The organism is Methylophilus sp. QUAN, from assembly GCF_015354445.1.
Lineage (GTDB): Bacteria > Pseudomonadota > Gammaproteobacteria > Burkholderiales > Methylophilaceae > Methylophilus.
The window spans coordinates 600,299-623,977 of sequence record NZ_JADKYT010000001.1 but is presented as its reverse complement, the minus strand read 5'-3'; the positions used below and the strand labels follow the sequence as shown (position 1 = coordinate 623,977).

Annotated in this window: 24 protein-coding genes; 13 read left to right on the top strand and 11 right to left on the bottom strand. The window is 51.0% G+C overall.

Features of this window, described 5'->3' with window-relative positions:
• Both INP79_RS03000 and INP79_RS02995 read left to right on the top strand, forming a co-directional pair.
• Entirely contained in the window at positions 1-447 is a 447-nt protein-coding gene (locus tag INP79_RS03000) for a DUF721 domain-containing protein (RefSeq protein WP_024929446.1), read from the top strand.
• A 163-nt stretch (positions 448-610) separates the two neighbouring features.
• The gene (locus INP79_RS02995) at positions 611-2,641 is read left to right on the top strand and encodes a sodium-translocating pyrophosphatase (RefSeq protein WP_194752863.1); all 2,031 of its coding nucleotides are present in this window, start codon (positions 611-613) and stop codon (positions 2,639-2,641) included.
• Between the two features lie 75 nt (positions 2,642-2,716).
• Here INP79_RS02995 and ppa read toward each other — a convergent pair whose 3' ends face one another.
• From ppa to gap (INP79_RS02975), 4 genes are all read right to left on the bottom strand, one after another.
• Positions 2,717-3,265 (bottom strand): inorganic diphosphatase, encoded by a 549-nt coding sequence (gene ppa, locus INP79_RS02990; protein ID WP_194740449.1) that lies wholly within the window; start codon positions 3,263-3,265, stop codon positions 2,717-2,719.
• Positions 3,266-3,336: 71 nt separating this feature from the next.
• On the bottom strand, positions 3,337-3,633 hold the full coding sequence (locus tag INP79_RS02985) for a YkvA family protein (RefSeq protein ID WP_194752862.1): 297 nt from the start codon (positions 3,631-3,633) through the stop codon (positions 3,337-3,339).
• A 6-nt stretch (positions 3,634-3,639) separates the two neighbouring features.
• Positions 3,640-4,539: a phosphoribosylaminoimidazolesuccinocarboxamide synthase gene (locus INP79_RS02980; RefSeq protein ID WP_194752861.1), complete on the bottom strand. Its 900-nt coding sequence runs from the start codon at positions 4,537-4,539 to the stop codon at positions 3,640-3,642.
• 76 nt (positions 4,540-4,615) lie between these two features.
• Positions 4,616-5,677 carry a type I glyceraldehyde-3-phosphate dehydrogenase gene (gene gap, locus INP79_RS02975; protein ID WP_194752860.1) on the bottom strand — a complete coding sequence of 354 codons (1,062 nt, stop codon included), beginning with the start codon at positions 5,675-5,677 and terminating at the stop codon, positions 4,616-4,618.
• 146 nt (positions 5,678-5,823) lie between these two features.
• Between gap (INP79_RS02975) and INP79_RS02970 the strand changes: the two genes are divergently transcribed.
• A complete protein-coding gene (locus tag INP79_RS02970) occupies positions 5,824-6,813 on the top strand; it encodes a sensor domain-containing diguanylate cyclase (protein WP_194752859.1) in 990 nt (329 codons plus the stop codon).
• A gap of 25 nt (positions 6,814-6,838) precedes the next feature.
• Here the strand turns inward: INP79_RS02970 and INP79_RS02965 are convergent, their stop codons facing one another.
• On the bottom strand, positions 6,839-8,032 hold the full coding sequence (locus INP79_RS02965; RefSeq protein ID WP_194752858.1) for a phosphoglycerate kinase: 1,194 nt from the start codon (positions 8,030-8,032) through the stop codon (positions 6,839-6,841).
• A gap of 99 nt (positions 8,033-8,131) precedes the next feature.
• Positions 8,132-9,133: a type I glyceraldehyde-3-phosphate dehydrogenase gene (gene gap / locus INP79_RS02960; protein ID WP_194752857.1), complete on the bottom strand. Its 1,002-nt coding sequence runs from the start codon at positions 9,131-9,133 to the stop codon at positions 8,132-8,134.
• Positions 9,134-9,296: 163 nt separating this feature from the next.
• Here gap (INP79_RS02960) and msrA point away from each other — a divergent pair, with 163 nt between their 5' ends.
• A complete protein-coding gene (msrA, locus tag INP79_RS02955; protein ID WP_194752856.1) occupies positions 9,297-9,812 on the top strand; it encodes a peptide-methionine (S)-S-oxide reductase MsrA in 516 nt (171 codons plus the stop codon).
• A 1-nt stretch (position 9,813) separates the two neighbouring features.
• Here msrA and INP79_RS02950 read toward each other — a convergent pair whose 3' ends face one another.
• Positions 9,814-10,362 (bottom strand): RNA pyrophosphohydrolase, encoded by a 549-nt coding sequence (locus INP79_RS02950; RefSeq protein WP_194740441.1) that lies wholly within the window; start codon positions 10,360-10,362, stop codon positions 9,814-9,816.
• A gap of 152 nt (positions 10,363-10,514) precedes the next feature.
• Positions 10,515-11,237 (bottom strand): hypothetical protein, encoded by a 723-nt coding sequence (locus tag INP79_RS02945; RefSeq protein WP_194752855.1) that lies wholly within the window; start codon positions 11,235-11,237, stop codon positions 10,515-10,517.
• Between the two features lie 220 nt (positions 11,238-11,457).
• Between INP79_RS02945 and INP79_RS02940 the strand changes: the two genes are divergently transcribed.
• The 8 genes from INP79_RS02940 to folE2 all read left to right on the top strand — a co-directional run bounded on the left by INP79_RS02940 (position 11,458) and on the right by folE2 (position 18,911).
• A complete protein-coding gene (locus INP79_RS02940) occupies positions 11,458-12,447 on the top strand; it encodes a beta-propeller fold lactonase family protein (protein WP_194752854.1) in 990 nt (329 codons plus the stop codon).
• A gap of 158 nt (positions 12,448-12,605) precedes the next feature.
• Complete coding sequence (locus INP79_RS02935) at positions 12,606-13,151, top strand: SRPBCC family protein (protein WP_024929436.1); 546 nt, start codon at positions 12,606-12,608, stop codon at positions 13,149-13,151.
• A gap of 451 nt (positions 13,152-13,602) precedes the next feature.
• Positions 13,603-13,953, top strand: coding sequence for a prepilin-type N-terminal cleavage/methylation domain-containing protein (locus INP79_RS15570; protein WP_370583215.1), 351 nt, complete (start codon positions 13,603-13,605; stop codon positions 13,951-13,953).
• A gap of 351 nt (positions 13,954-14,304) precedes the next feature.
• Positions 14,305-14,961, top strand: a complete 657-nt coding sequence (locus INP79_RS02925) for an alpha/beta hydrolase (protein ID WP_228519690.1) — start codon at positions 14,305-14,307, stop codon at positions 14,959-14,961.
• A gap of 83 nt (positions 14,962-15,044) precedes the next feature.
• Complete coding sequence (xseB, locus tag INP79_RS02920) at positions 15,045-15,290, top strand: exodeoxyribonuclease VII small subunit (RefSeq protein ID WP_194752852.1); 246 nt, start codon at positions 15,045-15,047, stop codon at positions 15,288-15,290.
• A 27-nt stretch (positions 15,291-15,317) separates the two neighbouring features.
• Positions 15,318-16,208, top strand: a complete 891-nt coding sequence (locus tag INP79_RS02915; protein WP_194752851.1) for a polyprenyl synthetase family protein — start codon at positions 15,318-15,320, stop codon at positions 16,206-16,208.
• A 2-nt stretch (positions 16,209-16,210) separates the two neighbouring features.
• On the top strand, positions 16,211-18,055 hold the full coding sequence (dxs, locus tag INP79_RS02910) for a 1-deoxy-D-xylulose-5-phosphate synthase (RefSeq protein ID WP_194752850.1): 1,845 nt from the start codon (positions 16,211-16,213) through the stop codon (positions 18,053-18,055).
• A gap of 49 nt (positions 18,056-18,104) precedes the next feature.
• Positions 18,105-18,911, top strand: coding sequence for a GTP cyclohydrolase FolE2 (folE2, locus tag INP79_RS02905; RefSeq protein ID WP_194752849.1), 807 nt, complete (start codon positions 18,105-18,107; stop codon positions 18,909-18,911).
• Positions 18,912-18,970: 59 nt separating this feature from the next.
• Here the strand turns inward: folE2 and INP79_RS02900 are convergent, their stop codons facing one another.
• Both INP79_RS02900 and aroC read right to left on the bottom strand, forming a co-directional pair.
• A complete protein-coding gene (locus INP79_RS02900; protein ID WP_194752848.1) occupies positions 18,971-20,143 on the bottom strand; it encodes an MFS transporter in 1,173 nt (390 codons plus the stop codon).
• A 57-nt stretch (positions 20,144-20,200) separates the two neighbouring features.
• Positions 20,201-21,292 carry a chorismate synthase gene (gene aroC, locus INP79_RS02895; RefSeq protein WP_194752847.1) on the bottom strand — a complete coding sequence of 364 codons (1,092 nt, stop codon included), beginning with the start codon at positions 21,290-21,292 and terminating at the stop codon, positions 20,201-20,203.
• Positions 21,293-21,412: 120 nt separating this feature from the next.
• Between aroC and corA the strand changes: the two genes are divergently transcribed.
• Positions 21,413-22,504, top strand: coding sequence for a magnesium/cobalt transporter CorA (corA, locus tag INP79_RS02890; protein WP_194752846.1), 1,092 nt, complete (start codon positions 21,413-21,415; stop codon positions 22,502-22,504).
• Positions 22,505-22,508: 4 nt separating this feature from the next.
• On the opposite strand, the gene INP79_RS02885 is transcribed toward corA, so the two are convergent.
• Positions 22,509-23,300 (bottom strand): ParA family protein, encoded by a 792-nt coding sequence (locus INP79_RS02885; RefSeq protein ID WP_194752845.1) that lies wholly within the window; start codon positions 23,298-23,300, stop codon positions 22,509-22,511.
• Positions 23,301-23,679 lie beyond the last annotated feature (379 nt).

The window sequence follows — 23,679 nt, the reverse complement described above, 5'->3', positions numbered from 1 at the left end:
ATGTTCAAAATCAATCAGATTTTCAAGCATCATCACGATCTCAAGCCGCTATTACAAGAAGCGGATGATAGGCAGCAATTACAGCAATGCTGGTCAGCAGTGGCCCCGGAATTCTCCAGGTTTTCGCATGTACTGGCGCTACATGATGGTGCACTGACGATTGCCGTACAATCAGGCGCAGCGGCCAGCAGAATCAAGTTAATGGAAACCCAACTCCTACAAAAAATCCGGGATTTTTGTCAAAATTCCAGGAAAATCAAAGGCTTAAACCTTAACGCAATTAAGGTCAAAGTGCAAGTAAAATCTCGCCCGCAAAGCAAGCATAAACGCATCAAAGCCCCTTCAAATCGCGCTTTAAACACACTCGAAGCCTATGCTAACGAGGCCAATAATCCGGCGTTAGAAGCTGCTTTACGCCACTTTATTGACCAGCAACGTGACGACTGAGTGACGCTTTTTCCACCCTCAAAATAGCCCTGAAAACGCGCTTGTAGGCGCACTTTAATAGTGCAATAATGGCTCAACCTGTTACATTTTATTTACAAATTAAGTAACAGGGTTTTAAGCAGTCATTACGTTTAACGCAGTTTCATCAGGAACAGGAGAAGTCATGTCAGTCGCATTAATGTTAGCCCTCAGTGCTGCAGTGTTGGCGGTGCTCTATGGCGTAGTAATGAGCAAGTGGATTTCAGGCTTACCCGCAGGCAATGCCCGCATGCAGGAAATTGCCGGGGCCATTCAGCAAGGCGCAGCCGCCTATCTATCCAGGCAATACAAAACCATCGCACTGGTAGGTGTGATACTGGCCATTTTAATTGGCGTATTTTTAGGCGCGCAAACCGCCATCGGCTTTGTTATCGGCGCCCTATTATCCGGTGCCTGTGGCTTTATTGGCATGAATGTCTCGGTCAAGGCCAATGTGCGTACGGCACAGGCTGCGACCAATGGCATAGGCGCAGCGCTGGATGTGGCCTTTAAAGGTGGGGCGATTACCGGCATGCTGGTGGTGGGCCTGGGCCTATTAGGCGTGGCTGGCTTTTATGCCTATCTCGGCGCCGAGCAGGCGACAGACCTGAATCCATTGATTGGCCTGGCATTCGGCTCTTCATTGATTTCCATCTTCGCCCGGCTGGGTGGCGGCATTTTCACCAAAGGCGCCGATGTTGGTGCTGACCTGGTCGGCAAAGTCGAAGCAGGCATCCCGGAAGATGACCCGCGCAATCCTGCCGTGATTGCCGACAACGTTGGCGACAATGTGGGCGACTGCGCAGGCATGGCAGCTGACCTGTTTGAAACCTATGCCGTGACATTGATCGCCACTATGGTGCTCGGCGGCCTGATGGCAGCAGAAGCAGGCGCCAACGGTGTGATTTACCCCTTATTGCTGGGCGCAGTTTCAATCGTCGCATCCATTATTGGCTGTTTCTTCGTCAAGGCCTCGCCTGGCATGAAAAACGTCATGCCAGCACTGTACAAGGGCCTGGCCGTCGCAGGCACACTCTCCCTGATCGCATTTTACTTTGTCACGCAGTATGTGTTTCCGCAAGGCTACACGCATGGTGAAGTCACCGTCACCAGCCAGGCATTATTCGGTGCTTGTGCAGTGGGCCTGGCATTAACCGCAGCGCTCGTGTGGATCACCGAATACTATACGGGTACCGACTACGCTCCCGTCAAACACGTAGCGCAAGCCTCGACCACCGGCCATGCGACCAACATTATTGCCGGTATAGGCGTGTCCATGAAGTCGACCGCGCTGCCGGTGATTTCGGTCTGTATCGCCATCTACGTCGCCTTTCACCTGGCCGGCCTCTATGGCGTGGCGATTGCCGCCATGGCCATGTTGAGCATGGCAGGCATTGTGGTGGCACTAGATGCCTATGGCCCGATTACCGACAACGCAGGCGGTATCGCTGAGATGGCCGAGTTACCCAGTAGCGTGCGCGACGTCACCGACCCGCTGGATGCCGTGGGCAACACAACCAAAGCGGTCACCAAAGGCTACGCCATTGGCTCAGCAGGGCTGGCATCACTGGTGCTGTTTGCAGACTACACGCACAAACTGGAAGGCGCGGGCATCACCGCCAGCTTTGATTTAAGTGACCCGAAAGTGATTATCGGCCTGTTTATTGGCGGCCTGATTCCATTCCTGTTTGCCGCCATGGCGATGGAAGCTGTTGGCCGCGCCGCGGGCAGCGTAGTGGAAGAAGTGCGCCGCCAGTTCCGCGAAATCAAAGGCATTATGGAAGGTACTGCCAAACCGGAATATGGCAAAGCAGTGGACATGCTCACCAGCGCAGCCATCAAGGAAATGATGTTGCCATCATTATTGCCGGTTGCCGTGCCAATCCTGGTCGGATTATTCTTGGGCCCGGTCGCATTGGGCGGCTTGCTCATGGGGACGATTGTTACCGGCCTGTTTGTGGCGATCTCCATGTGTACGGGCGGCGGCGCCTGGGATAACGCCAAGAAATACATTGAAGACGGCCATCACGGCGGCAAGGGCTCAGATGCACACAAAGCCGCAGTCACAGGCGACACCGTCGGCGATCCTTACAAGGATACAGCTGGCCCGGCAGTAAACCCCTTAATCAAGATCATCAACATTGTGGCGCTGCTGATCGTCCCGCTATTACATTAACAAGCCATTCACAAACAAAAAGCCGGGTAAATTACCCGGCTTTTTATGCATCATATTTCAGTGTAAAACGTCTGATTAAAACGCTGGCTTCACTTCTGCTTCGTTGTAACGCACAACGCCATCAGTGATTTCCTTATGCGCAGATTCAATGCCTTCCCAACCTTCGATTTTCACCCATTTTCCTTTATCCAGGTCTTTGTAGTGCTCAAAGAAGTGGGCAATCATGTCCAAACGCCAAGGTGACACATCGCTCAATGTTTTCTGGTAAGCATACAGGCCACAGACTTTTTCGATAGGCACGGCCAACACTTTGGCATCACCACCGGCTTCGTCGGTCATTTTCAGCATACCCAATGCGCGGCAACGTACCACGACACCTGGCAATAATGGCACTGGTGTGATCACCAGCACGTCCACCGGGTCTCCATCGTCGCCCAGAGTGTGTGGAATATAACCGTAGTTACATGGATATTGCATGGATGTACCCATGAAGCGATCCACAAACAGCGCGCCACTCTCTTTATCTACTTCGTATTTCACCGGGTCGCCGTTGGCCGGAATTTCGATAATAACGTTAAAGTCGTGAGGCAAATCTTTGCCGCTTGGCACCAAATTCAAAGACATCTTCTCAAACCCATTTCAACAAAAAAGCGCCATTATAGGCGAATAATATGAACATTTGCTGTCAAACAGCACTATTTTTGATCCGGCACAAGCGGCACAGAATCGCGACACGCCTGCCGCACCGCGACTGGCGTCAACTTGAGTGCCAAGTAAAGCAATAATGGAATAATGACCAACTCATCCAACTGGCCGATGACCGGAATAAAATCCGGAATCAGATCAAACGGCAAGACTAAATATCCTAGCGCCAACCATAACAAGGCCTTGGCCAGCCAAGGCGTTTGCGGGTGCGCATGCAAGGCACGGTAAAAGGCCACCTCTTGCTTAAAGCGGCTGGCCAGTGTTGCCAGTTGCGCACGCAAACCCATGAAAGATTAATCCACCTGTAAAGTACGCCCGGTCAGCTTGGCAAACGCCTCCATATATTTATCCGAGGTACGTTGCGCCACATCGACTGGTAATTCAGGCCCTGGCGCAACTTTGTTCCAGCCACAGCTTTCCAGCCAGTCACGCACATATTGCTTGTCATAACTGGGCGGGTTGCTACCAATTTGGTACAGGTCTGCCGGCCAGAAACGGGAAGAGTCCGGCGTCAAAGCTTCATCCATCACATGCAACACACCATGCTCGTCGACGCCGAATTCAAATTTGGTATCAGCAATGATAATACCCTTGGTGCGCGCATATTCTGCCGCACGTGTGTACAAGGCAATCGCCGCTTTTTCAACTTGCGCGGTCAGGTCTTTACCGATCAGCGCCTCTACTTGGGCGACGCTGATGTTTTCATCGTGCTCGCCAACTGCGGCCTTGCTTGAAGGCGTGAATAACGGTTTAGGTAACTGTTGCGCCAGTTGCAGACCGGCTGGCAAAGGAATGTCGCAGACCGTGCCTTTGGCTTGGTATTCTTTCCAGCCACTGCCGACCAGGTAACCGCGCACAATCGCTTCCAGCGGCAGGGCTTTGAGCTTTTTCACCACCACGGCACGGCCTTTGACCTGTTCGACCTCATCCGGCGCAACCACAGACTCAGGCGCAATACCGGTCAAATGATTAGGCACCACGTCCTGCAACTGCTCAAACCAGAAGTTGGCCATTTGCGTCAGCATTGCACCCTTGTGCTGAATGCCGGTGGGCAAAATCACATCAAAAGCACTTAAACGATCCGTACTCACCAGCAGCATGGTGTGGGCATCGATATCGTAAATATCACGCACCTTGCCCTGGTGCAGTTTTTTCAGGCTTTTGATGGAAGTTTCGAGCAAAGGCGCACGCATAATGTCTATCACACAAGTAAAAGCAGCATTATAAATGCGGACGCGATTGCTGGCGAATAAATTGATACCCAAGCACTCAAGCGGCTACGGCAACGTCCTCTTCAACCTCAGGCAAATCTGTCATCGACAATTTGGCATATGCAACATAGCGCGTTAAGCGTAACAAGTTACAGGTATAGCCATATTCGTTGTCATACCAACCTATCAGTTTGACAAAGGTCGGGTCCAGCATAATGCCGGCACCGGCATCGAACACACTGGCCGCCGGAAACCCACGGAAATCGCTGGAAACCACAGCGTCTTCGGTATAGCCGAGCACGCCTTTCAGGTCGCGTTCTGCGGCATATTTCATCACGGCACAAATATCTTCGTAAGTGGTTTTTTGCTGCAACTCTACGGTTAAATCGACCACAGACACATCCGCTGAAGGAATACGCATGGACATGCCCGTGAGTTTTTTATTGAGCGCCGGGATCACCTTCCCCACGGCCTTCGCGGCCCCGGTACTGGAAGGAATGATGTTTTCAAACACGCCGCGCCCACCGCGCCAGTCTTTGTTAGAGGTGCCATCAACCGTTTTTTGGGTAGCGGTCGCCGCATGGATGGTTGTCATCAAGCCGCGCTTGACACCAAAATGGTCATGCAACACCTTGACGATCGGCGCCAGGCCATTGGTGGTGCAAGAGGCTGCCGAGACAATATCTTCACCGTGATAATGGTAGTGATTGACGCCATAGACATACATAGGTGTATCGTCTTTGCCGGGGGCAGACTGCACCACAATGCGCGCGCCACCGGCAATATGTGCGGCACAGGTTTCCTGGGTCAGGAACACGCCGGTACATTCGATCACCACGTCCACCGCTTCCGCATTCCAGTCGATATCTGCCGGTTTGGCATGCGCCGTCAAACGGATTTTTTTGCCATTGATGACCAGGAAGTCGCCCTCTAAATGTGCATCCTGTGCCAGCCTGCCGTGCACGGAGTCATATTTGAGCATATACAACATATGGTCAGGTTCCTCGATGCCGTTGATGGCCACCACCTCCATATCCTTGAACTCAGCCTGATTTAATGCGGCGCGCAGCACCATGCGGCCAATACGGCCAAAACCATTAATCCCTACCCGAATACCCATTTTTGACTCCTTAGTCATTGGATACGGTAAAAACAAGCAATTTTGATGCTAATTTTCAACAATTAGCATTAGACAGGCGCGAAAGCCGCGAATAGAATAGAGTTGAATCTTTTGAATGTTGCAAGCAACTGGCCATCGGATATTTTGTGAACATCGCAGAACAATTACTGAGTGGTATCCTGGACACATTACCGCTGCAAATCGCAGTGATTGATGAGACCAGCAGCATTATTTACGTGAACCAGGCCTGGCGGAAATTCGGGCTACTTTACGGCCTGGCGCTGGAAACAGACTGGTTTGGCATCGCCTACCTGGATCTTTGCCGCGCCAATGAAGACACCAACCAGCCAGTGTTGCTAGATGGTATAGAACGTGTCCTGAGTGGCTCAATGCCGCACTTCACAACTGACTATTTGTGTCACACGCCAACACAGGAACCCACCTGGCTGACACTCAACTTGCAGCCCATGCAAACCACCCTGGCAGATGGCAAGTTATTTTTACTGTCACTGACCAATATCACCCACCACAAACAGACTGAAGATCGCATCTCGGCGCTCACTCTGACCGACCCGCTCACCGGGCTGGCCAATCGCCGTCGCTTGGAACAATTCATGCGCGATGAATGGTCACGTGCCATCCGCCATCAGTCCAGCCTGAGCGTGATGATGGTCGATGCCGACCACTTCAAACAACTCAATGACAGTATGGGACATGGCGCGGGGGATGATTGCCTGCGCCAATTGGCAGGCATATTGAAACGTTACAGCAACCGCCCCGGCGACCTGGCGGCGCGTTACGGCGGTGAAGAGTTTGTATTGGTGCTGGGGCAAACCACACAACAGGAAGCCGCTAAAATCGCCGAACGCATCCGCCAGAAAGTGATGGCGCTGGATATCCGTTTTGCTGGTCACCGACTGATGACCGTCAGCATCGGCGTTGCCTCACTAGGCCTACAACAATCGCAGTCACACAAAGAGCAGCACGCCCGCAACCAATGGTTAAACTTCAGTGAAGACGGCAACTTGCTGATTGAACAGGCGGACAAGGCCTTGTATGTAGCCAAGAAACAAGGCAGAAATCGCGTCGAAGTCTACGACAAACATCACAGGCTGACGGTGCCGCTTTCCGTGTAGCGACAACCCTCAGCCCGCGTGTATTTTAAGCTGCTCGCTCTTCCAGAATGGCCACCGCGGGTAAGGTTTTACCCTCTAAAAACTCTAAAAATGCGCCGCCTGCGGTAGAAATATAAGACACCTTGTCGTAAATATCATATTTCTGGATCGCCGCAATCGTGTCGCCACCACCCGCCAGCGTAAAGGCTTTGGTTTCGGCAATGGCCTTGGCAATGGTTTTGGTGCCATCACCAAACTGGTCAAATTCAAACACGCCAACCGGGCCGTTCCAGACCACGGTGCCTGCTTTCATGATGATGTCGACCAGTTCAGCCGCAGATTGTGCGCCAATATCAAAAATCATTTCGTCAGCAGCGACGTCAGTTGCTGGTTTCTTCACCGCAGGTTCATTGGCGTCAAATTGCTTGCCCACCACCACATCTTTGGCAATCGGCACACAGGCGCCACGCGCAGACATTTTGTCCATCAGGCATTTCGCGGTGCCAATCAAGTCATCCTCACACAAAGACTTGCCAACTTCCTGGCCAGAAGCTTTGAGGAAGGTGTTGGCGATACCACCGCCAACCACCAACTGGTCGACCTTATCAGACAAGCTTTCCAAGACGGTCAACTTGGTTGACACTTTGGAACCACCCACAATCGCCACCAGCGGACGCGCAGGTGCCAGCAAGGCCTTGCTTAATGCATCCAGCTCTTGTGTCAGCAGAATACCTGCACAGGCGACTGGCGCAAACTTGGCAATCCCATGCGTGGAAGCTTCAGCGCGGTGTGCAGTGCCAAAGGCGTCCATCACAAATACATCGCACAAGGCGGCATATTTCTTCGCCAGTTCATCGTTGTTTTTCTTTTCACCAACATTAAAGCGGCAGTTTTCCAGCAAAATCAGCTGACCGTCTTGCGTGGTCAAACTGTCTTCTGGCGCATTAGGCGCCAGCCAGTTCTTGACTAGGCGCACCGGCTGCCCCAGCAACTTACTCATCACGTCAGCCACTGGCTGCAACGAGTTCTCTTCACTGTACACGCCCTCTTCCGGGCGGCCTAAATGTGAAGTCACCATCACTTTGGCGCCTGCTTTTAATGCATATTCAATCGTCGGCATGCTGGCCACAATTCTGGCATCACTGGTCACCACGCCGTCTTTCACCGGCACATTGAGGTCGGCACGGATAAACACACGCTTGCCACGCAAGTCGAGGTCGGTCATTTTGATGAATTTCATGAAGGTCTCCCTTGAGCGGTCGCCGCCGCTTGAATATAAACTGGTAAGGATAAAAATCTCAGTGACAAAAGCAAACGGGGCATAAAGCCCCGTGCATGATTAAGCAATGTGTTGAACCAGGCGCAGCAGGTTACAGGTGTAGCCGTATTCGTTGTCGTACCAGCCGACGACTTTAACAAAGGTCGGGTCCAGCATAATGCCTGCATCGGCATCAAACACGCTGGCGGCTGCACTGCTGCGGAAATCGCTGGAAACCACTTTTTCATTGGTAAACTCCAGCACACCTTTTAATTCACCGTCGGCCGCTTTTTGCATGGCGGCGCAAATCGCTTCATACGTAGTTTCGCTATTCAGTTCTACGGTCAGATCCACCACAGACACATCGGCCGATGGCACACGCATGGCCATACCTGTCAGCTTCTTGTTGAGGGATGGAATCACTTTACCTACCGCCTTGGCAGCACCGGTGCTGGAAGGAATAATGTTTTCAAACACACTGCGGCCACCGCGCCAGTCTTTCTTGGAAGTGCCATCTACGGTCAGCTGTGAGGCTGTTGCCGCATGAATAGTGGTCATCAAGCCACGTTTGATACCAAAGGTGTCATGCAATACTTTTGCCAGCGGCGCCAGGCCATTGGTGGTACAGGAGGCAGCAGAAATAATCGCCTGGCCTGCATATTCAGTATGATTTACACCGTACACAAACATCGGCGTATCATCTTTACCCGGTGCAGATTGCACCACTTTAACAGCTCCGCCGTTCACGTGTGACTGGCAGGTTTCCTGGGTCAAAAAAGCGCCGGTAGATTCAATCACCACCTCAGCGCCACCTTTACGCCAGTCGATATTGTTAGGATCACGTTCAGCAGTCAGGTGAATGCGCTTGCCATTGACCACCAGCGCGCCATTGTCGGCCTCAACCTTGGCATTAAAACGGCCATGCACAGAGTCATACTTGAGCAAATACATCATGTATTCAACATCATATGAACTATTAATTGCCACGACTTCGATATTGCTGAACTCTGGTTGCTCAATCGCCGCACGCAACGCCATACGGCCAATTCGCCCAAACCCGTTAATGCCTACCTTGACTGCCATATGCTCCCCAACATTGCTTAGAACTAAAACTCAGTATTTTAACCTAAACCACCTATACTGGACAGATTGTAAGTATTTGATTTGATACACGACAAAGCATAAAAATCATTCAAACACGGCTTCATACCTACATGAAGCATCCAACTGATAGAAAGAGGACCTGATGCAAGACACCATTATTCTCGCTGGCGGCTGTTTTTGGGGCATGCAAGACCTGTTCCGACGCCTGCCCGGCGTCATTTCCACACGCGTCGGCTATACCGGCGGCGAAGTTGCCCATGCCACCTACCGCAATCATGGCAACCATGCAGAGGCGATAGAGGTGGAGTTTGATGCATCACAGATCAGCCTCAGGCAATTGCTGGTGTTCTTTTTCCAGATTCACGACCCGACCACCTTGAACCGCCAGGGCAATGATTTGGGGCCATCTTACCGCTCGGCCATTTATTATGCCAATGCGGCACAAAAAACCGAGGCGGAACAACTGATCGCCGACATGAATGCCACGCAGATCTGGCCCGGGAAGGTCGTCACAGAAGTCACACCTGCCAGCGATTTTTGGCTGGCCGAGCCTGAGCACCAGGATTATTTAGTGAAATATCCCACCGGCTATACCTGCCATGGCTTGCGACTGGACTGGATTTTGCCACAAGACCGCGCAGCGGCCATGTGGCTATAGATTATTCAGGAGTGACGGCGGGCGGCAGTTTGCTTGCAGGCGCAGGCTTGCGCGGCTTGCCGCCAGTCCGTCGACCAGAATGATGTAGAAATGTTGCCAGCTCGTTGAGCGCCAATTGGTAAACCTCGCGCTTGAACTCAATCACATCTTCGAGTGGCACCCAGTATTCACTCCAGCGCCATGCATCAAACTCAGGATGCTCAGTCGCACGCAGCGACACATCAGAATCGCGGCCGGTCAGGCGCAACAAAAACCAGATTTGCTTTTGGCCCTTGTAACTACCGCGCCATTCACGTTTAATCCAACTGGTAGGCACTTCATAGCGCAACCAGTCGCGCGTACGGCCCAGAATCTTGACGTGCTCAGGCTTGAGGCCCACCTCTTCCATCAGCTCACGATACATAGCTTGCTCCGGCGTTTCACCATATTTGATGCCGCCTTGCGGAAACTGCCACGCATGCTCTCTGATACGCTTGCCCCAAAACACCTGGTTATGTGCATTGCAAAGCACAATCCCAACGTTCGGACGGTATCCATCACGATCTAACATAAAAAACTGCCTTCAATATTTGCTGCAATTTTTTCACACTTTGCCCTTTAATGAAAGGACAACCATCATGCGCCTGCCATAAAAGTATGCGTGTTTTGCTCAAAAAAAAAAGCTCACTATGCGTGAGCTTTTTTACTGATGTCCTGAAAAGATCAGGATTTCATGCGACGTGCAGCCAAGCCACCCACGACCAACAGGCCAGCAAACATCATGGCAGACTTATCTGCTTCTGGCACTGGAATCACGGTCATGTTGACAAAAGTGTAATCAGACTGGTTATCACATTTTTTGCAATGTGAATCAGGATAGCCTTTGACTGCAGTGAACACAATGCTGTCTACAGAGCGGAAACCAAACGGATTATTCAACTGCCACGCACCTGTACCGCCATCAACAGCACCACTACCAATGGACACGACTGAGCCTTCGCCAGTCCAGGCCGCTGTGTGCACGCCAGTGGCTGTCAGGTAGTAAACACCTGTACCACCGTCAGCAAAGCTCACCAGCATTTTTGCTACTTCTTTAACATCTTTATATTCTGGGCCGTCAAACAACAATGCCAGGTTAATAGAAGAAACAATCACTTCTTTAGAAAAAGTACCGGTCAATGTTTCACCAATATCAATTTCGTCATTTGTTCTGCCACCGGCGATACCCACACCTGTGATCCCAGCCTGGGTTTTTTTCTGAAAAGTGTTACTACCAACAAAAGTAGCGGTCGTACCATCAGCAAAGCTAGTGGAATAGCTGGTTTGGCCATTCACAAAATTGCTACCAACCACGGTACCTGTGGTCAAGGCAAAGGCAGACTGCGCCGTTGCCAGCATCGAAAACGACAGCAGCAACTTAAGGCCAGCATCAAATATTTTTTTCATTGTGACTCCCTTGGTTTCAATTAAAGTTTAATAAAGTTAAATTTTCATGCAGATTTTAAGTCAAACGGCTACCCGTATAAAATAGTCCATTAGGGCCACAGGGAAATATCCCGTTTCTTTTCATACATTTACAAACAAACCGCGAAACCCCCATAATAAATTTATGGTTATATAATTAACAATGCTGTCAACCTTACACACTCACAATCGTTTGTCGGGCATGCGCCTGCTTTTCACCTCTGCCATCAAATTACGCAAACAAGCTTCGGCATCGTTTCTTTGGCTAGCATTATTGCTATGGATCCCCCAATCATATGCTGGCAGCCTGGCTTACATCACCAACCAGGGCAATGACACGGTCTCCGTTCTGGATACGCAAAAAAAACAGGTCACACACACGATTGAGGTCGGCAAAGCACCCGTAGGTGTCGCCATTGCCACCAAACAACAGCGCGTCTATATCAGCAATGCCAATAGCCAGACGGTTTCAGTCATCGACAGCGCAACCCAGCAAAAAGTGTATGACATCCCCGTACACGTGCAAGCCGTCGGCATCGCCCTCAGTCGCGACGAAAACACCCTCTACGTTGCAGACTGGGGCGGTGAACAGGTGATTGCGGTCGACACCGCACACCCTGACAAACAAAAAGCCTTCAAGGCAGGCAAAACGCCCTCGGGGCTGCTGGTGAGTGCAGATGACAAAAAACTGTTTATTGCCAATCGCGATAGCAATGATGTCACCGTGGTAGACACCAAGACACTCAAAACCATCGCGCAAATTCCAGTTGGGCTACACCCCTTTGCACTGACACTCAGCCCGGACGCGCGCACCTTATTCGTCGTGAATGTTGTCAGCAACACGCTCACTGTGTTAAACGTAGACACTTATCAGTCCAGCACAGTCAAAACCGGGCAACATCCTTATGGTTTGGCCATCAGCCCCGATAGCCGTTGGGCTTACGTCAGCAACAATCATGCAGAAAGCGTTTCAGTGATTGACTTAGGCAATGGCAAAACCGTGAAAACGATCGCTGTAGGCGAGTTTCCAGAAGGCATTGAATACGACAAAACAACCAATCAAGTCGTCGTCGCCAACTGGGGCTCGGACACCGTTTCGCTGATTGATGCACACACCAACACCGTCACGCACACCATTGCCAGCCCCAAACTGTGCCGGTCATTTGGGCAATTTATACTCCAGGCTAAATAAAATTTGTTTTTTTCACAGGATGACCCATGAATTAGTCGCAAAGAAGCCTTTTTTTAGGTAAAGTCTCGGGTTGTTTTTAAAACTCCAAGACCGCCTACTTTTATCAAGTACCGCTTATCTTTTAGTTTTGAAAGTCTGTAAATATCAGGAGAAATGTAATGAAAAAAATTCTAGGCATTATTGCTGTTTCTTTATTGCCGTTGATCCCTCTGACTGCTGGCGCACACGGTGCGGCTGCGTTACGTTTTGAAAAAACCGTCACCATCAAGGCAGCACCGGCAAAAGTCTGGGCATTGCTCAAAGACTTTGGCAATGTACAAGCTTGGCACGCAGGCGTTGAGTCGACCACGGTAGAGCAGAAAAAAGATGAAAACGGTGATGACGCAACTTACCGTACCGTTAAACTGAAAAACGGCGGCGTGATGTATGAAAAACTGCGTTCTGCCGATGACGCAGGCATGCGCTTGAAATATGAATACGTGATTGAAAAAAGCACCTTGCAAGTGTCTAACTTTTACCCAAGCATCACTGTGACCGGCAGCGGCAACGAAGCAGTGGTAACGGTTAAAGGCAGCTACACCCGTGCTGACTCCTCAAACATCCCAAAACCTGAACAAAATGACGACGCTGCCACCAAAGCAGTCAACGACTATTTTGACGCTGGCCTGGAAAGCCTGAAAAAGGTTGCCGAATCGGGAAAGTAATTAGCCAGGGTTCTGGTAAGCGCACGCAAGGCAACAGTAAACCCTGGTGGAAGTTCTGGTAAGTCTTACGTTGTAAACAACAGTTTTTTGCAAATGCAGTGCTTGGTCAAAAGCTAAACACTGACACCAAATAAAGGGATTGTGTACCACACAATCCCTTTTTTGCATCTGAAGCATGCACTCCCCCTGACCAAAAACATCACTTGTATTGCCAAAGATTGACTATCGCTGTCACTTTACGTCATCTTTCATTTTGCCAACCTAGCCAAAAGCTCTCGAATTCAATTCGAAGAAATAAAGCACAAAAACCCTTTAATTCATATTTTTCAATAAGTTATAGCCAGCAAGAGAGAGCTGGCACACCTGTTGCTTTAGGGTTTAGCGAACACTGTTGGAAAAGCAGTGAATGAAACAGTAGATGTTCACTTTAAACTTGACTCAAAAGGAAAACATGATGAAAAAACACGTACAACAAGGTTTTACCCTGATTGAATTGATGATCGTTGTTGCCATTATTGGTATTTTGGCTTCTGTAGCGATTCCGGCTTACACCGACTACGTTCAAGAAGCACACGATGGCGCATGTATGTCAGAAGCAACCGCATGGTCCAAACGTGCTTACACACAACTAACATTGGGCAACTCTGTTACCGACTACGCTGGTACCAACTGCAGCGGCAAGCCGGCCAGCCCAACTGCAATCAACGCTACTGCGCTTGAGTTCACGCCCAAAGACGGAACTGGTTCTAAGGTTTCCTGCGTGATGTCCAACGCAGGAGCTTGCACAATCGTGAAACCTTAACACCTGAGGCTCTTCAAGGCTAAATGATTGAAACCGGCAATCGACTCAACTAAACCGCTTAGTTTGATCGATTGCCATTTATCCACAATTCAAACCCAAAAGTGACACTTCACATCATTAGGCTACACCCTTACCAAGCTCATGGTTGTGAGTGCAGTCATCAGCATCCTAGCCTCCATCGCCATACCAAGCTAGAGGAAGCCACTGACAACGCTCGCTTGACTGAAGCATAAGTGTACGCACAGGCAAAACAATAAGCTGTAATTTAACCAATAATGGTCTTTGCGCCAAAATATAATTCACTCAAACAATATTTCATTTTTTGATAAACTTTCAGTGATTATCAAAAGGATGAATCGTTTGCTAGACAGCCTCACAAAACACTCTCAAGCAAAGAGTTGTATTTTCTGGATGCACGGCCTAGGCGCCGACGGCCACGACTTTGAGCCTGTCGTGCAGATGCTCAATCTGCCGCATATCAAATTTATCCTGCCACACGCCCCGTATCGACCTGTGACGCTAAATAACGGTTACGAGATGCGTGCCTGGTATGACATTTTCGGGTTGCAGTCAGAAAGCACTCAAGATGAAGCTGGCATCAACAATATGCAACTCACAATCAACGCCATGATTGAAGCAGAGATTGCACGGGGCATTCCGTCGCAACGTATTTTGTTGGCGGGCTTTTCACAGGGTGGCGCAATGGCTTTGCACACGGCAACGCGTTTTGATCAGCCCTTGGCTGGCGTATTGGCGCTCTCCACTTACTTGCCCTTAAAGAATCAGCTCACAGAAAAACAGCATCCTGCCAACCAGCAATTACCGATCTGGATGGCACATGGACGTCAAGACAGTGTCATTACCCTAGCCACCGCGCAATCATCGCGGCAAACACTGGAAGCTGCGGGCTATGCGGTGGAGTGGCACGAGTACGATATGCCGCACAGCGTATGTGAAGCCGAAATTGACGATATTCGCCAATTCCTGCTGCGCGTTTTACCTGCCTGAGCCATCCTTCGCACACATGAGAATAATCCCGCAAGCTTGGGGAGTTTTGTTAAAATAGCTGGCGTTTTCACAGGCTAATTTTCATGAGTGCTTCCAAAAAGTCACCGTCTACGGTGAATGACCAACAAACCTTTGCTGAGCGACTGGCAGCGCTGGAGTCCATCGTTAAAAACATGGAGTCAGGTGAACTGCCACTGGAAGCCGCATTAACGGCTTACACCGAAGGCATGCAACTGTTGCAGGTTTGTCAGGAATCACTGCAACAAGCCGAACAAACCGTGATGATCTTGAACCAGCAGCAACAGCTGACTCCTTTTGAGGCCAATTAACGCGCCTGCTTTCTTTTGTCTTTCGTCATGACTCAGCCTCCATTTGTTTTTGATCATTGGGCCAGCGCACATCAGCAACGCGTTGAAGAGGTATTGTCACGCACGCTGCCAAGTGAGGGCACGTTGCCTGGCCGCCTACATGAAGCTATGCGTTATGCAGTGCTGGGTGGCGGCAAGCGTGTGCGCGCCTTGTTAAGTTATGCCGCAGCAGAGCTGGCGGGTGCAAGCCCTATCGCGGCGGATGCGTCAGCAGCGGCAGTGGAACTGATCCACGCTTTTTCACTGGTGCATGATGATATGCCGTGCATGGACGACGACGACCTGCGCCGAGGCAAGCCTAGTTGCCACAAACAATATGACGATGCAACTGCCTTGCTGGTGGGCGACGCACTGCAAAGTCAAGCCTTTGAATGCCTGGCTAACACCAGCGCACCGCAAGCGTTAACACAAGTGCGAGTATTAGCAAAAGCGACTGGCTCACGCGGCATGTGCGGCGGCCAGAGCATAGACTTGCAAAGCACTGGCAAACTGTTGTCCCGAGATGCCCTCGAAACCATGCACCAGTACAAAACAGGTGCCCTGATTGAAGCGGCAGCCTTACTGGGCGCGTATGCTGCGGATCACACGAAGCAGCCACTCATTACCACCTTAGAACAATATAGCCAGCATATGGGGCTGGCATTCCAGGTGGTCGACGATATTCTGGACGCCACCGCAGATACACAAACCCTGGGCAAAACCGCGGGCAAAGATGCCTTGCAGGAGAAATCGACCTACGTCAGCCTGCTTGGTTTGGAAGAGGCGAAAGCGTTAGTAAACAGCTTGCATGCGCAAACATTGCAGTTATTGGCGGACTTTGGCCCGCAGGCAGACCCACTACGCGGCATTGCCAAATTTATTTGTGAGCGCCCATTTTAATCATGACTTCGCTGCTGTCCCGCATTGACTCCCCTACCGACCTCCGCACCCTGGAGCGCTCGCAGCTCAAAGTGCTGGCCGCAGAACTACGCGCATTCCTGATTCAAAGCGTATCGCAAACGGGCGGCCATCTGTCGTCTAACCTGGGGGTAGTAGAGCTCACCATCGCGCTGCATTACATTTACAACACGCCGGACGACCGTTTGGTATGGGATGTCGGCCACCAAACCTACCCGCACAAAATCCTGACTGGCCGCCGCGAAGCCATGTCTGGCCTGCGCAAAGCCGGTGGTATTGCCGGCTTTCCCAAACGTGATGAGAGCGAATACGACACATTTGGTACTGGCCACTCCAGCACCTCGATTTCAGCCGCGTTAGGCATGGCGGTTGCCGCCAAAGCACAAGGTTCTGATCGCCGTAGCGTAGCCATTATTGGCGATGGCGCCATGACGGCGGGCATGGCATTTGAAGCCCTGAACAATGCGGGTGACATGGACACCAATATCCTGGTGATCCTCAATGATAACGATATGAGCATCTCCAACAATGTGGGCGCGCTCAACAACTACCTTGCCCGTTTAATGTCCGGCAAACTGTATGACAGCGTGCGCCGCAGCGGCAAAAAAGTGCTGGACATCATGCCGCCGGTCAAAGAATTCGCACGGCGTGCCGAAGAACATGCCAAAGGCATGGTGACACCAGGGACGCTATTTGAAGAGTTCGGCTTCAACTATATTGGCCCGATTGACGGTCACGATATCGACACCTTGGTCGATACGCTGGGCAATATCCGCCAGTTGCAAGGCCCACAGTTTTTGCACGTTGTGACGCAAAAAGGCAAAGGTTACAGCCCGGCCGAAGACAACCCAAATAAATATCATGGCGTCAGCAAGTTTGACCCACAAAATGGCCATAGCCTGAGCCATAGTGAGCGGCCGACGTACACACAGATTTTTGGCGACTGGCTGGTCGATATGGCCGCCACAGACGACAAACTGGTCGGCATCACGCCCGCCATGTGCGATGGCTCCGGCCTTAACCGCTTTGCTGAAGCTTATCCGCAACGCTATTTTGACGTCGGCATTGCCGAGCAGCATGCACTCACCTTTGCGGCAGGCATGGCCTGTGATGGCCTGAAGCCGGTAGTGGCGATTTACTCCACCTTTTTGCAACGCGCTTATGACCAGTTGGTGCATGATATTGCATTGCAAGACTTGGACGTATTGCTGGCAATAGACCGTGCAGGCCTGGTCGGTGCCGATGGCCCAACACACGCAGGCAGCTTTGATTTAAGCTTTTTGCGCTGTATCCCTAACGTGGTGATTATGGCGCCTAGTGATGAAAACGAATGCCGCCAGATGCTGACCACCGGCTACCATTATCCTGGCACGGCTGCAGTACGTTATCCGCGCGGCAGCGGCATTGGCGCCAGTATTTCGCCAACATTAGAATCACTGCCTATCGGCAAAGCCCAGTTGATGCGCCAGGGTAAGAAAATCGCCATCCTAGCCTTTGGCAGCATGTTGCAGCCAGCGTTGCAAGCCGCAGAAACCTGTGATGCCACCGTGATCAATATGCGTTTTATCAAACCGCTGGATGAAGCCATGGTGCTGGACATGGTGCGTACGCACGATTACCTGCTGACCGTGGAAGAAAATGCTGTCATGGGTGGCGCTGGTGCGGCGGTGATGGAGTGCTTACAGGCACATCATCTGGTGAAACCCGTGCGCTGCTTGGGTTTGCCTGACCAGTTTATTGAGCACGGCAGCCACGAAACTATGCTGGCCGAATGTGGTCTAGACAAAAACGGAATCATCTCTGCTATTGAGAAATTAATTTCCGAGTAGTAAACTCAACTATTAATTAACAGGCGGGAAACCCCGCGATGGAACCCTGATGAATCAACCCGTGATCCCAACAACGATTGAAGATGTACAGAATACGCCGGACGTGCGTAGACTGGATATCAACAAAGTCGGTATCAAATCCATACGTCACCCAGTGATTGTCAAAGACAAAACGGGTGGCGAACAGCATACCGTTGCCATGTTTGATATGTATGTGCATTTGCCGCACAACTTCAAAGGCACGCACATGTCTCGTTTTGTCGAGATTTTAAACATGAACGAGCACGCGATTTCTATCGACTCATTCGAAACCATTTTGCGCCAGATGGTCGAGCGCCTGGAAGCAGAGTCCGGCTATGTGGAAATGCGCTTCCCTTACTTTATCAACAAGGCAGCGCCTGTTTCCGGCGTCAAAAGCCTGCTGGATTACGAAGTAACCTTTATTGGCGAAATCAAAAACGGCAAGTTTGAAATCACTGTGCAGGTGATGGTGCCGGTGACCAGCCTGTGCCCATGCAGCAAGAAGATTTCAGACTACGGCGCGCACAACCAGCGCTCACATGTCACTGTGACAGCCCTGCTCAATGAATTCATGTGGCTGGAAGACCTGATCACCCTGATTGAAGACCAGGCCTCTTGTCAGTTGTATGGCTTGCTCAAGCGCCCGGACGAGAAGTTTGTCACCGAGCGTGCCTATGACAATCCAAAATTTGTGGAAGACATGGTGCGCGATGTGGCGGCACAACTCAACGATGAAAAACGCATTGTGAAATATGTGGTCGAGTCAGAAAACTTTGAATCTATCCATAACCACAGCGCCTATGCATTGATTGAGCGTGATAAACGCGTCAATTAATTCAGCGATGTAATCCAATAAAAATAGCCCGCATGCGGGCTATTTTTATTGATGCTGCATTAATGACTAAACATCCCCTGACGCGCATATGGTTGCGATAGGCGTAATCCTGCCGCCACGACCATGGCGCCCAATAACGGAAACAACGCTGCCAGCGTAAACGTTAACTGCCCGCCTAAATATTCCAACGCAAACCCCCCCAGCAAGCCGCCCAATGCGCCGCCAACGCCATACGCCACACTGTTATAAATGGCCTGCCCTTTAGCCTGGTGGCGGCCATTAAAGTATTGCGTGACCACCTCGACCGAAGCCGCATGGAAACTGCCAAAGGTAAACGCATGCATGGTTTGCGCCAGCAATAACAGCCAGAGCTGATCCGGCACCTGCCCCATCATGGTGAAACGCACCACGCCTATGAGTAAACTTGTAAGTAAAATAGTTTTGAGCTTAAAGCGTGCCATGATCCACGGCATTTTCATAAAAATGCCGATCTCACAAATCACGCCCAGCCCCCACAACCAGCCTATCATGCCCTTGCTGTAGCCATGCTCAGCCAGGTAGATAGAGTAGAAGTTATACATCAGGCCATGTGCCGTCACCATCATGGCGCAGCCTATCAGCAGCGATAGCACTGCAGGTTGCTTTAAGATTTGCCAGACCGAAAAATCATCATGTGCATGCGGTGGCACATGGGCTTCAGGCAGCTTCCACGTCAGCCCAAACAAGGTACATTGCACCAGCAGGATAAACCAGAGCAGGCTGCCAATGCCAAACCAGTCAGTCAGATAGCCTAGCAACACCGAAGCGACGATAAATCCCCATGAGCCCCATAAACGGATCTTGCTGTAATGGCCATTAGTGCTGGCCAGATGTGCGAGGACCAAAGACTCGGAGAGCGGCAAGGTCGAGCTGGTAAATAGGCTGAGAGCAATCATCACCACAAACATGGTGGTGAAGTCATGTGCCCAGAAAATGGCAATAAATCCCAGCAGGCCCAGAAACGCTGTCACACGGATCCAGCGTACACGCTGCCGGGTATGGTCGGCCAGCCAGCCCCACAGGTTAGGCGCAATGATGCGACTGAGTTGGAACAGCGACATGAGGATGCCGATGTCTGCCGGGGAAAAGGATTCTGATGTCAGGTACAAACCCCAGTAAGGGACAAACGCGCCGACAAAGAAGTAATAGATAAAATAGAAGCGCGAGAGATTAAAGTGTAAAGCGTGACTCATAACATACTCGCGCGTTGGTAAATATCGCCCAAGCCTGTGCCTGGGCGTTGAAAGACATTACAGCGTCGGCACCTTGGAATGCACGTCTGCATTCTGGCCACGGTTGCGCAAGGCATGATCCATCAGCACCAGCGCCAGCATGGCTTCCACGATTGGCGTTGCACGGATGCCTACACATGGGTCGTGGCGACCAGTGGTTTGCATCATCACCGCCTCACCTGCCTGGTTGATAGAATGACGCTGTTGCGGGATGCTGGACGTTGGCTTGAACGCGACATTGACGACAATGTCCTGGCCACTGGAGATGCCACCCAGAATGCCCCCGGCATGATTGGTAGCAAAGCCTTGAGGTGTCAGCTCATCGCTGTGCACGCTACCACGCTGGGCAATTGAAGCAAAACCAGCACCGATTTCTACACCTTTGACGGCGTTAATACCCATCATGGCATGCGCAATATCCGCATCCAGGCGGTCAAATACAGGCTCACCCAAGCCGACCGGTACTTTCTCGGCCACGACAGTAATCTGTGCACCTACCGAGTCACGCTCGCTGCGGATCTGGTCCATATAAGCTTCGAGTTGAGGCAAGATGTCGACATTGGGCGAGAAGAAGGCATTACCTTCTTGCGTCAGTGCATCCCAGCTCACAAAAGGAATCTTGATTTCGCCAATCTGGCTTAAATAACCGCGAATCTGCACGCCATATTGCTGCTTGAGCCATTTTTTGGCAATCGCACCAGCCGCCACGCGCACAGCGGTTTCACGCGCACTAGAGCGGCCACCACCACGATAATCACGAATGCCGTACTTTTGCGTATAGGTATAATCTGCATGGCCGGGGCGGAACGTATCCATGATTTTGCTGTAATCTTGCGAACGCTGGTCAGTGTTGCGAATCAACAAGCCAATCGGCGTGCCGGTCGTTTTACCTTCAAATACACCAGACAAAATTTCCACTTCGTCAGCTTCTGCGCGCTGGGTAACATGGCGTGACGTACCAGGTTTGCGGCGGTCGAGGTCGATTTGCAAATCAGCCGCACTTAACTCTAGGCCCGGTGGGCAACCATCGACAATGCCGCCAATGCCAGGGCCGTGTGACTCGCCAAACGAGGTCAAGGTAAACAAGGTACCGATGGTATTGCCAGACATGCGATTTTCCCACTGAATAATTTTCTTTATTTTAGCATAGACTGGCCAGCCACCTGCTCCCGGGTTGATTTCCAGCCAGTGAACGCTTATGCTGGAACGGCATTTCTAACTGGGACGACAATGGCAAAACGTAAACATACGCACCGTAAGCACAGACTGCTGGGCGCCGACAATCCGGCACTCATCGAGAACCCTGCAGGTCCGCCCTTGCCTGCTGCCTGTATCCATAAAATTTGTTACAACGCACAAGACATCCTCTCAGCGCAGTTGAACATGCAAGAGATCGTGAATTGGCAAGCACCCGCCGGGCATGTCGCATGGATTAATGTGCATGGCGTGCTTGATATTCCCTTATTGCAAGCCGTTGCCCGTCGTTTCAAATTGCACCCGCTGGTACTGGATGATATTTTAAATACCGAACAGCGGCCAAAGCTGGACACTTACCCGGACTACCTATTTCTCGAAACACGCCTGTTTTACTACGATGCAGAAAACCTCAGTGTCAGCTCAGAACAAATCAGCATGGCTTTGGGACGTGAGTGGCTGCTTACTTTCCAGGAAAGGCCTTCTGGCAGCTTTGAGCCGGTACGCGAACGCTTACGCCAGGGCCAGGCCTTACTGCGCCAGAGCGGCCCTGACTATTTATGCTACGCCCTGCTAGATAGCCTGATGGAGCGTTATTTCCAGGTGCTGGAAGCCATTAATGAAGATGCCGAACAACTTGAAAACCAACTACTGGATCGCCCTAGTCCTGAAGACTTGCAGAATATCCACCGTCTCAAACATGTGACCATACAACTGCGACGCGCGGTGTGGCCGCTGCGTGAAGTACTGAATAGCCTGATTCGTAATGAACACGGATTCTTCAGTCCGCAAACGGTACCTTATTTGCGTGACCTGTATGACCATACCGTGCATTTCACAGAATCACTGGAAGCGATTCGCGACACCTTAAGTGGCCTGATGGATATATACATGACCAGCCTGAGCCAGCGGGTGAATCTGGAGGTACGTGCGCTGACCGTTGTCGCCATGCTGTTTATGCCTGCGACGCTGATTGCCGGGATTTTTGGCATGAACTTTGACCAGATGCCGTGGCTAAAAGACCCCGACGGCTTTTGGTGGGCCATAGGCATGATGCTGCTGATCGCCCTGGGCATGCTACTGGTATTCTGGCGGCGGCAATGGCTGAGCAGCCGCCGGGATTCTTAGTAGCTTAAGCGGCCAGCAGCTCAGGACGCGGCAGTTGCTTGATCACATCCTGCAACTCGTAATACAAGGCCATGTAATCTTGCGCGGCTGCACTGTCGGCATCATATTCAAACACGTGCTGCCCCATGCGCGCACTTTCAGCCAAAGTCGCGTGCTCATAGACCTTGCTGATCAGCACCTCGCTGCCAAACAAGCGGCGCATTTCCTGCTCCACCTCAGTGGTCATCGCCTTGCGTTTATCGGCACGCGTCAGTAAATAGCGGCGCTGTATTTTGCGTTTTAATACCGGTTGTAAGGCATTCAGCGCCTTATCCATTTTGACGGCAGAATTGATAGACAGATAATCGGTGGATACCGGCACCAGCACCAGGTCACTGGCAAACACCGCGCTCAGTGAAATCACCCCGACACATGGGCAGCAATCCATGAACACTTCCAGTGCGGGTTGCGCCGCTTCAAGCACCTGCAACCCTTGCCCAAGCCTACTTAATGTGGCCGGGCCGCGGCCAAACTGTGAATCGACCTTCATTAACTCAGAGCTCGCCGGAATCAATTGCAAGCCATTCCGCAACGGCTGGCACAAAGCATCCAGCGGCGTCGCGTCCTGGTAAAACTTGAACAAGTGCTGTTGCAGATCGAGGCCAGTATGCTTGTACATTTCGGTGAGCCTCGCTTGCGGATCCATATCCAGCAAGGCGACCTGGCGTTTTTTACGTTGACTGGCAGCGGCAAGGTTGAGGGCAGTGGTAGTCGCCCCAACTCCCGCTTTCTGATTAAAAATGGCGATTTTCAACATGATCGAATTTGCTCAGACATGGTTTTCAAGCATCAAATGTTGCAAGCGATGCATGCCATCATAAACGATGTTGCCAGCATAGACCACCCCGGCCAAAATCATGACTGGTGCAAAAGGTAGCGCTAGAAAAAAAGAAACCCGCTAATGCGGGTTAAAAGGGGGTTTGGATCAGGAGGAAATCAATGCTAGTCGTTGAAAATCAACTAAACCAGCCATCAAACAAAACATTTTGTGTTTCGTTTAAAGATGAGTCCAGTATAGGGAGGAGTTATTGCAGTAATTTGACCAAGCTGTAACTGAATTGTAAAAGACAAAATTCAATTGTTATTAAATTGTAACTTTAATAAAAACAACAACTTGCAGACACCGTTTAACGCAA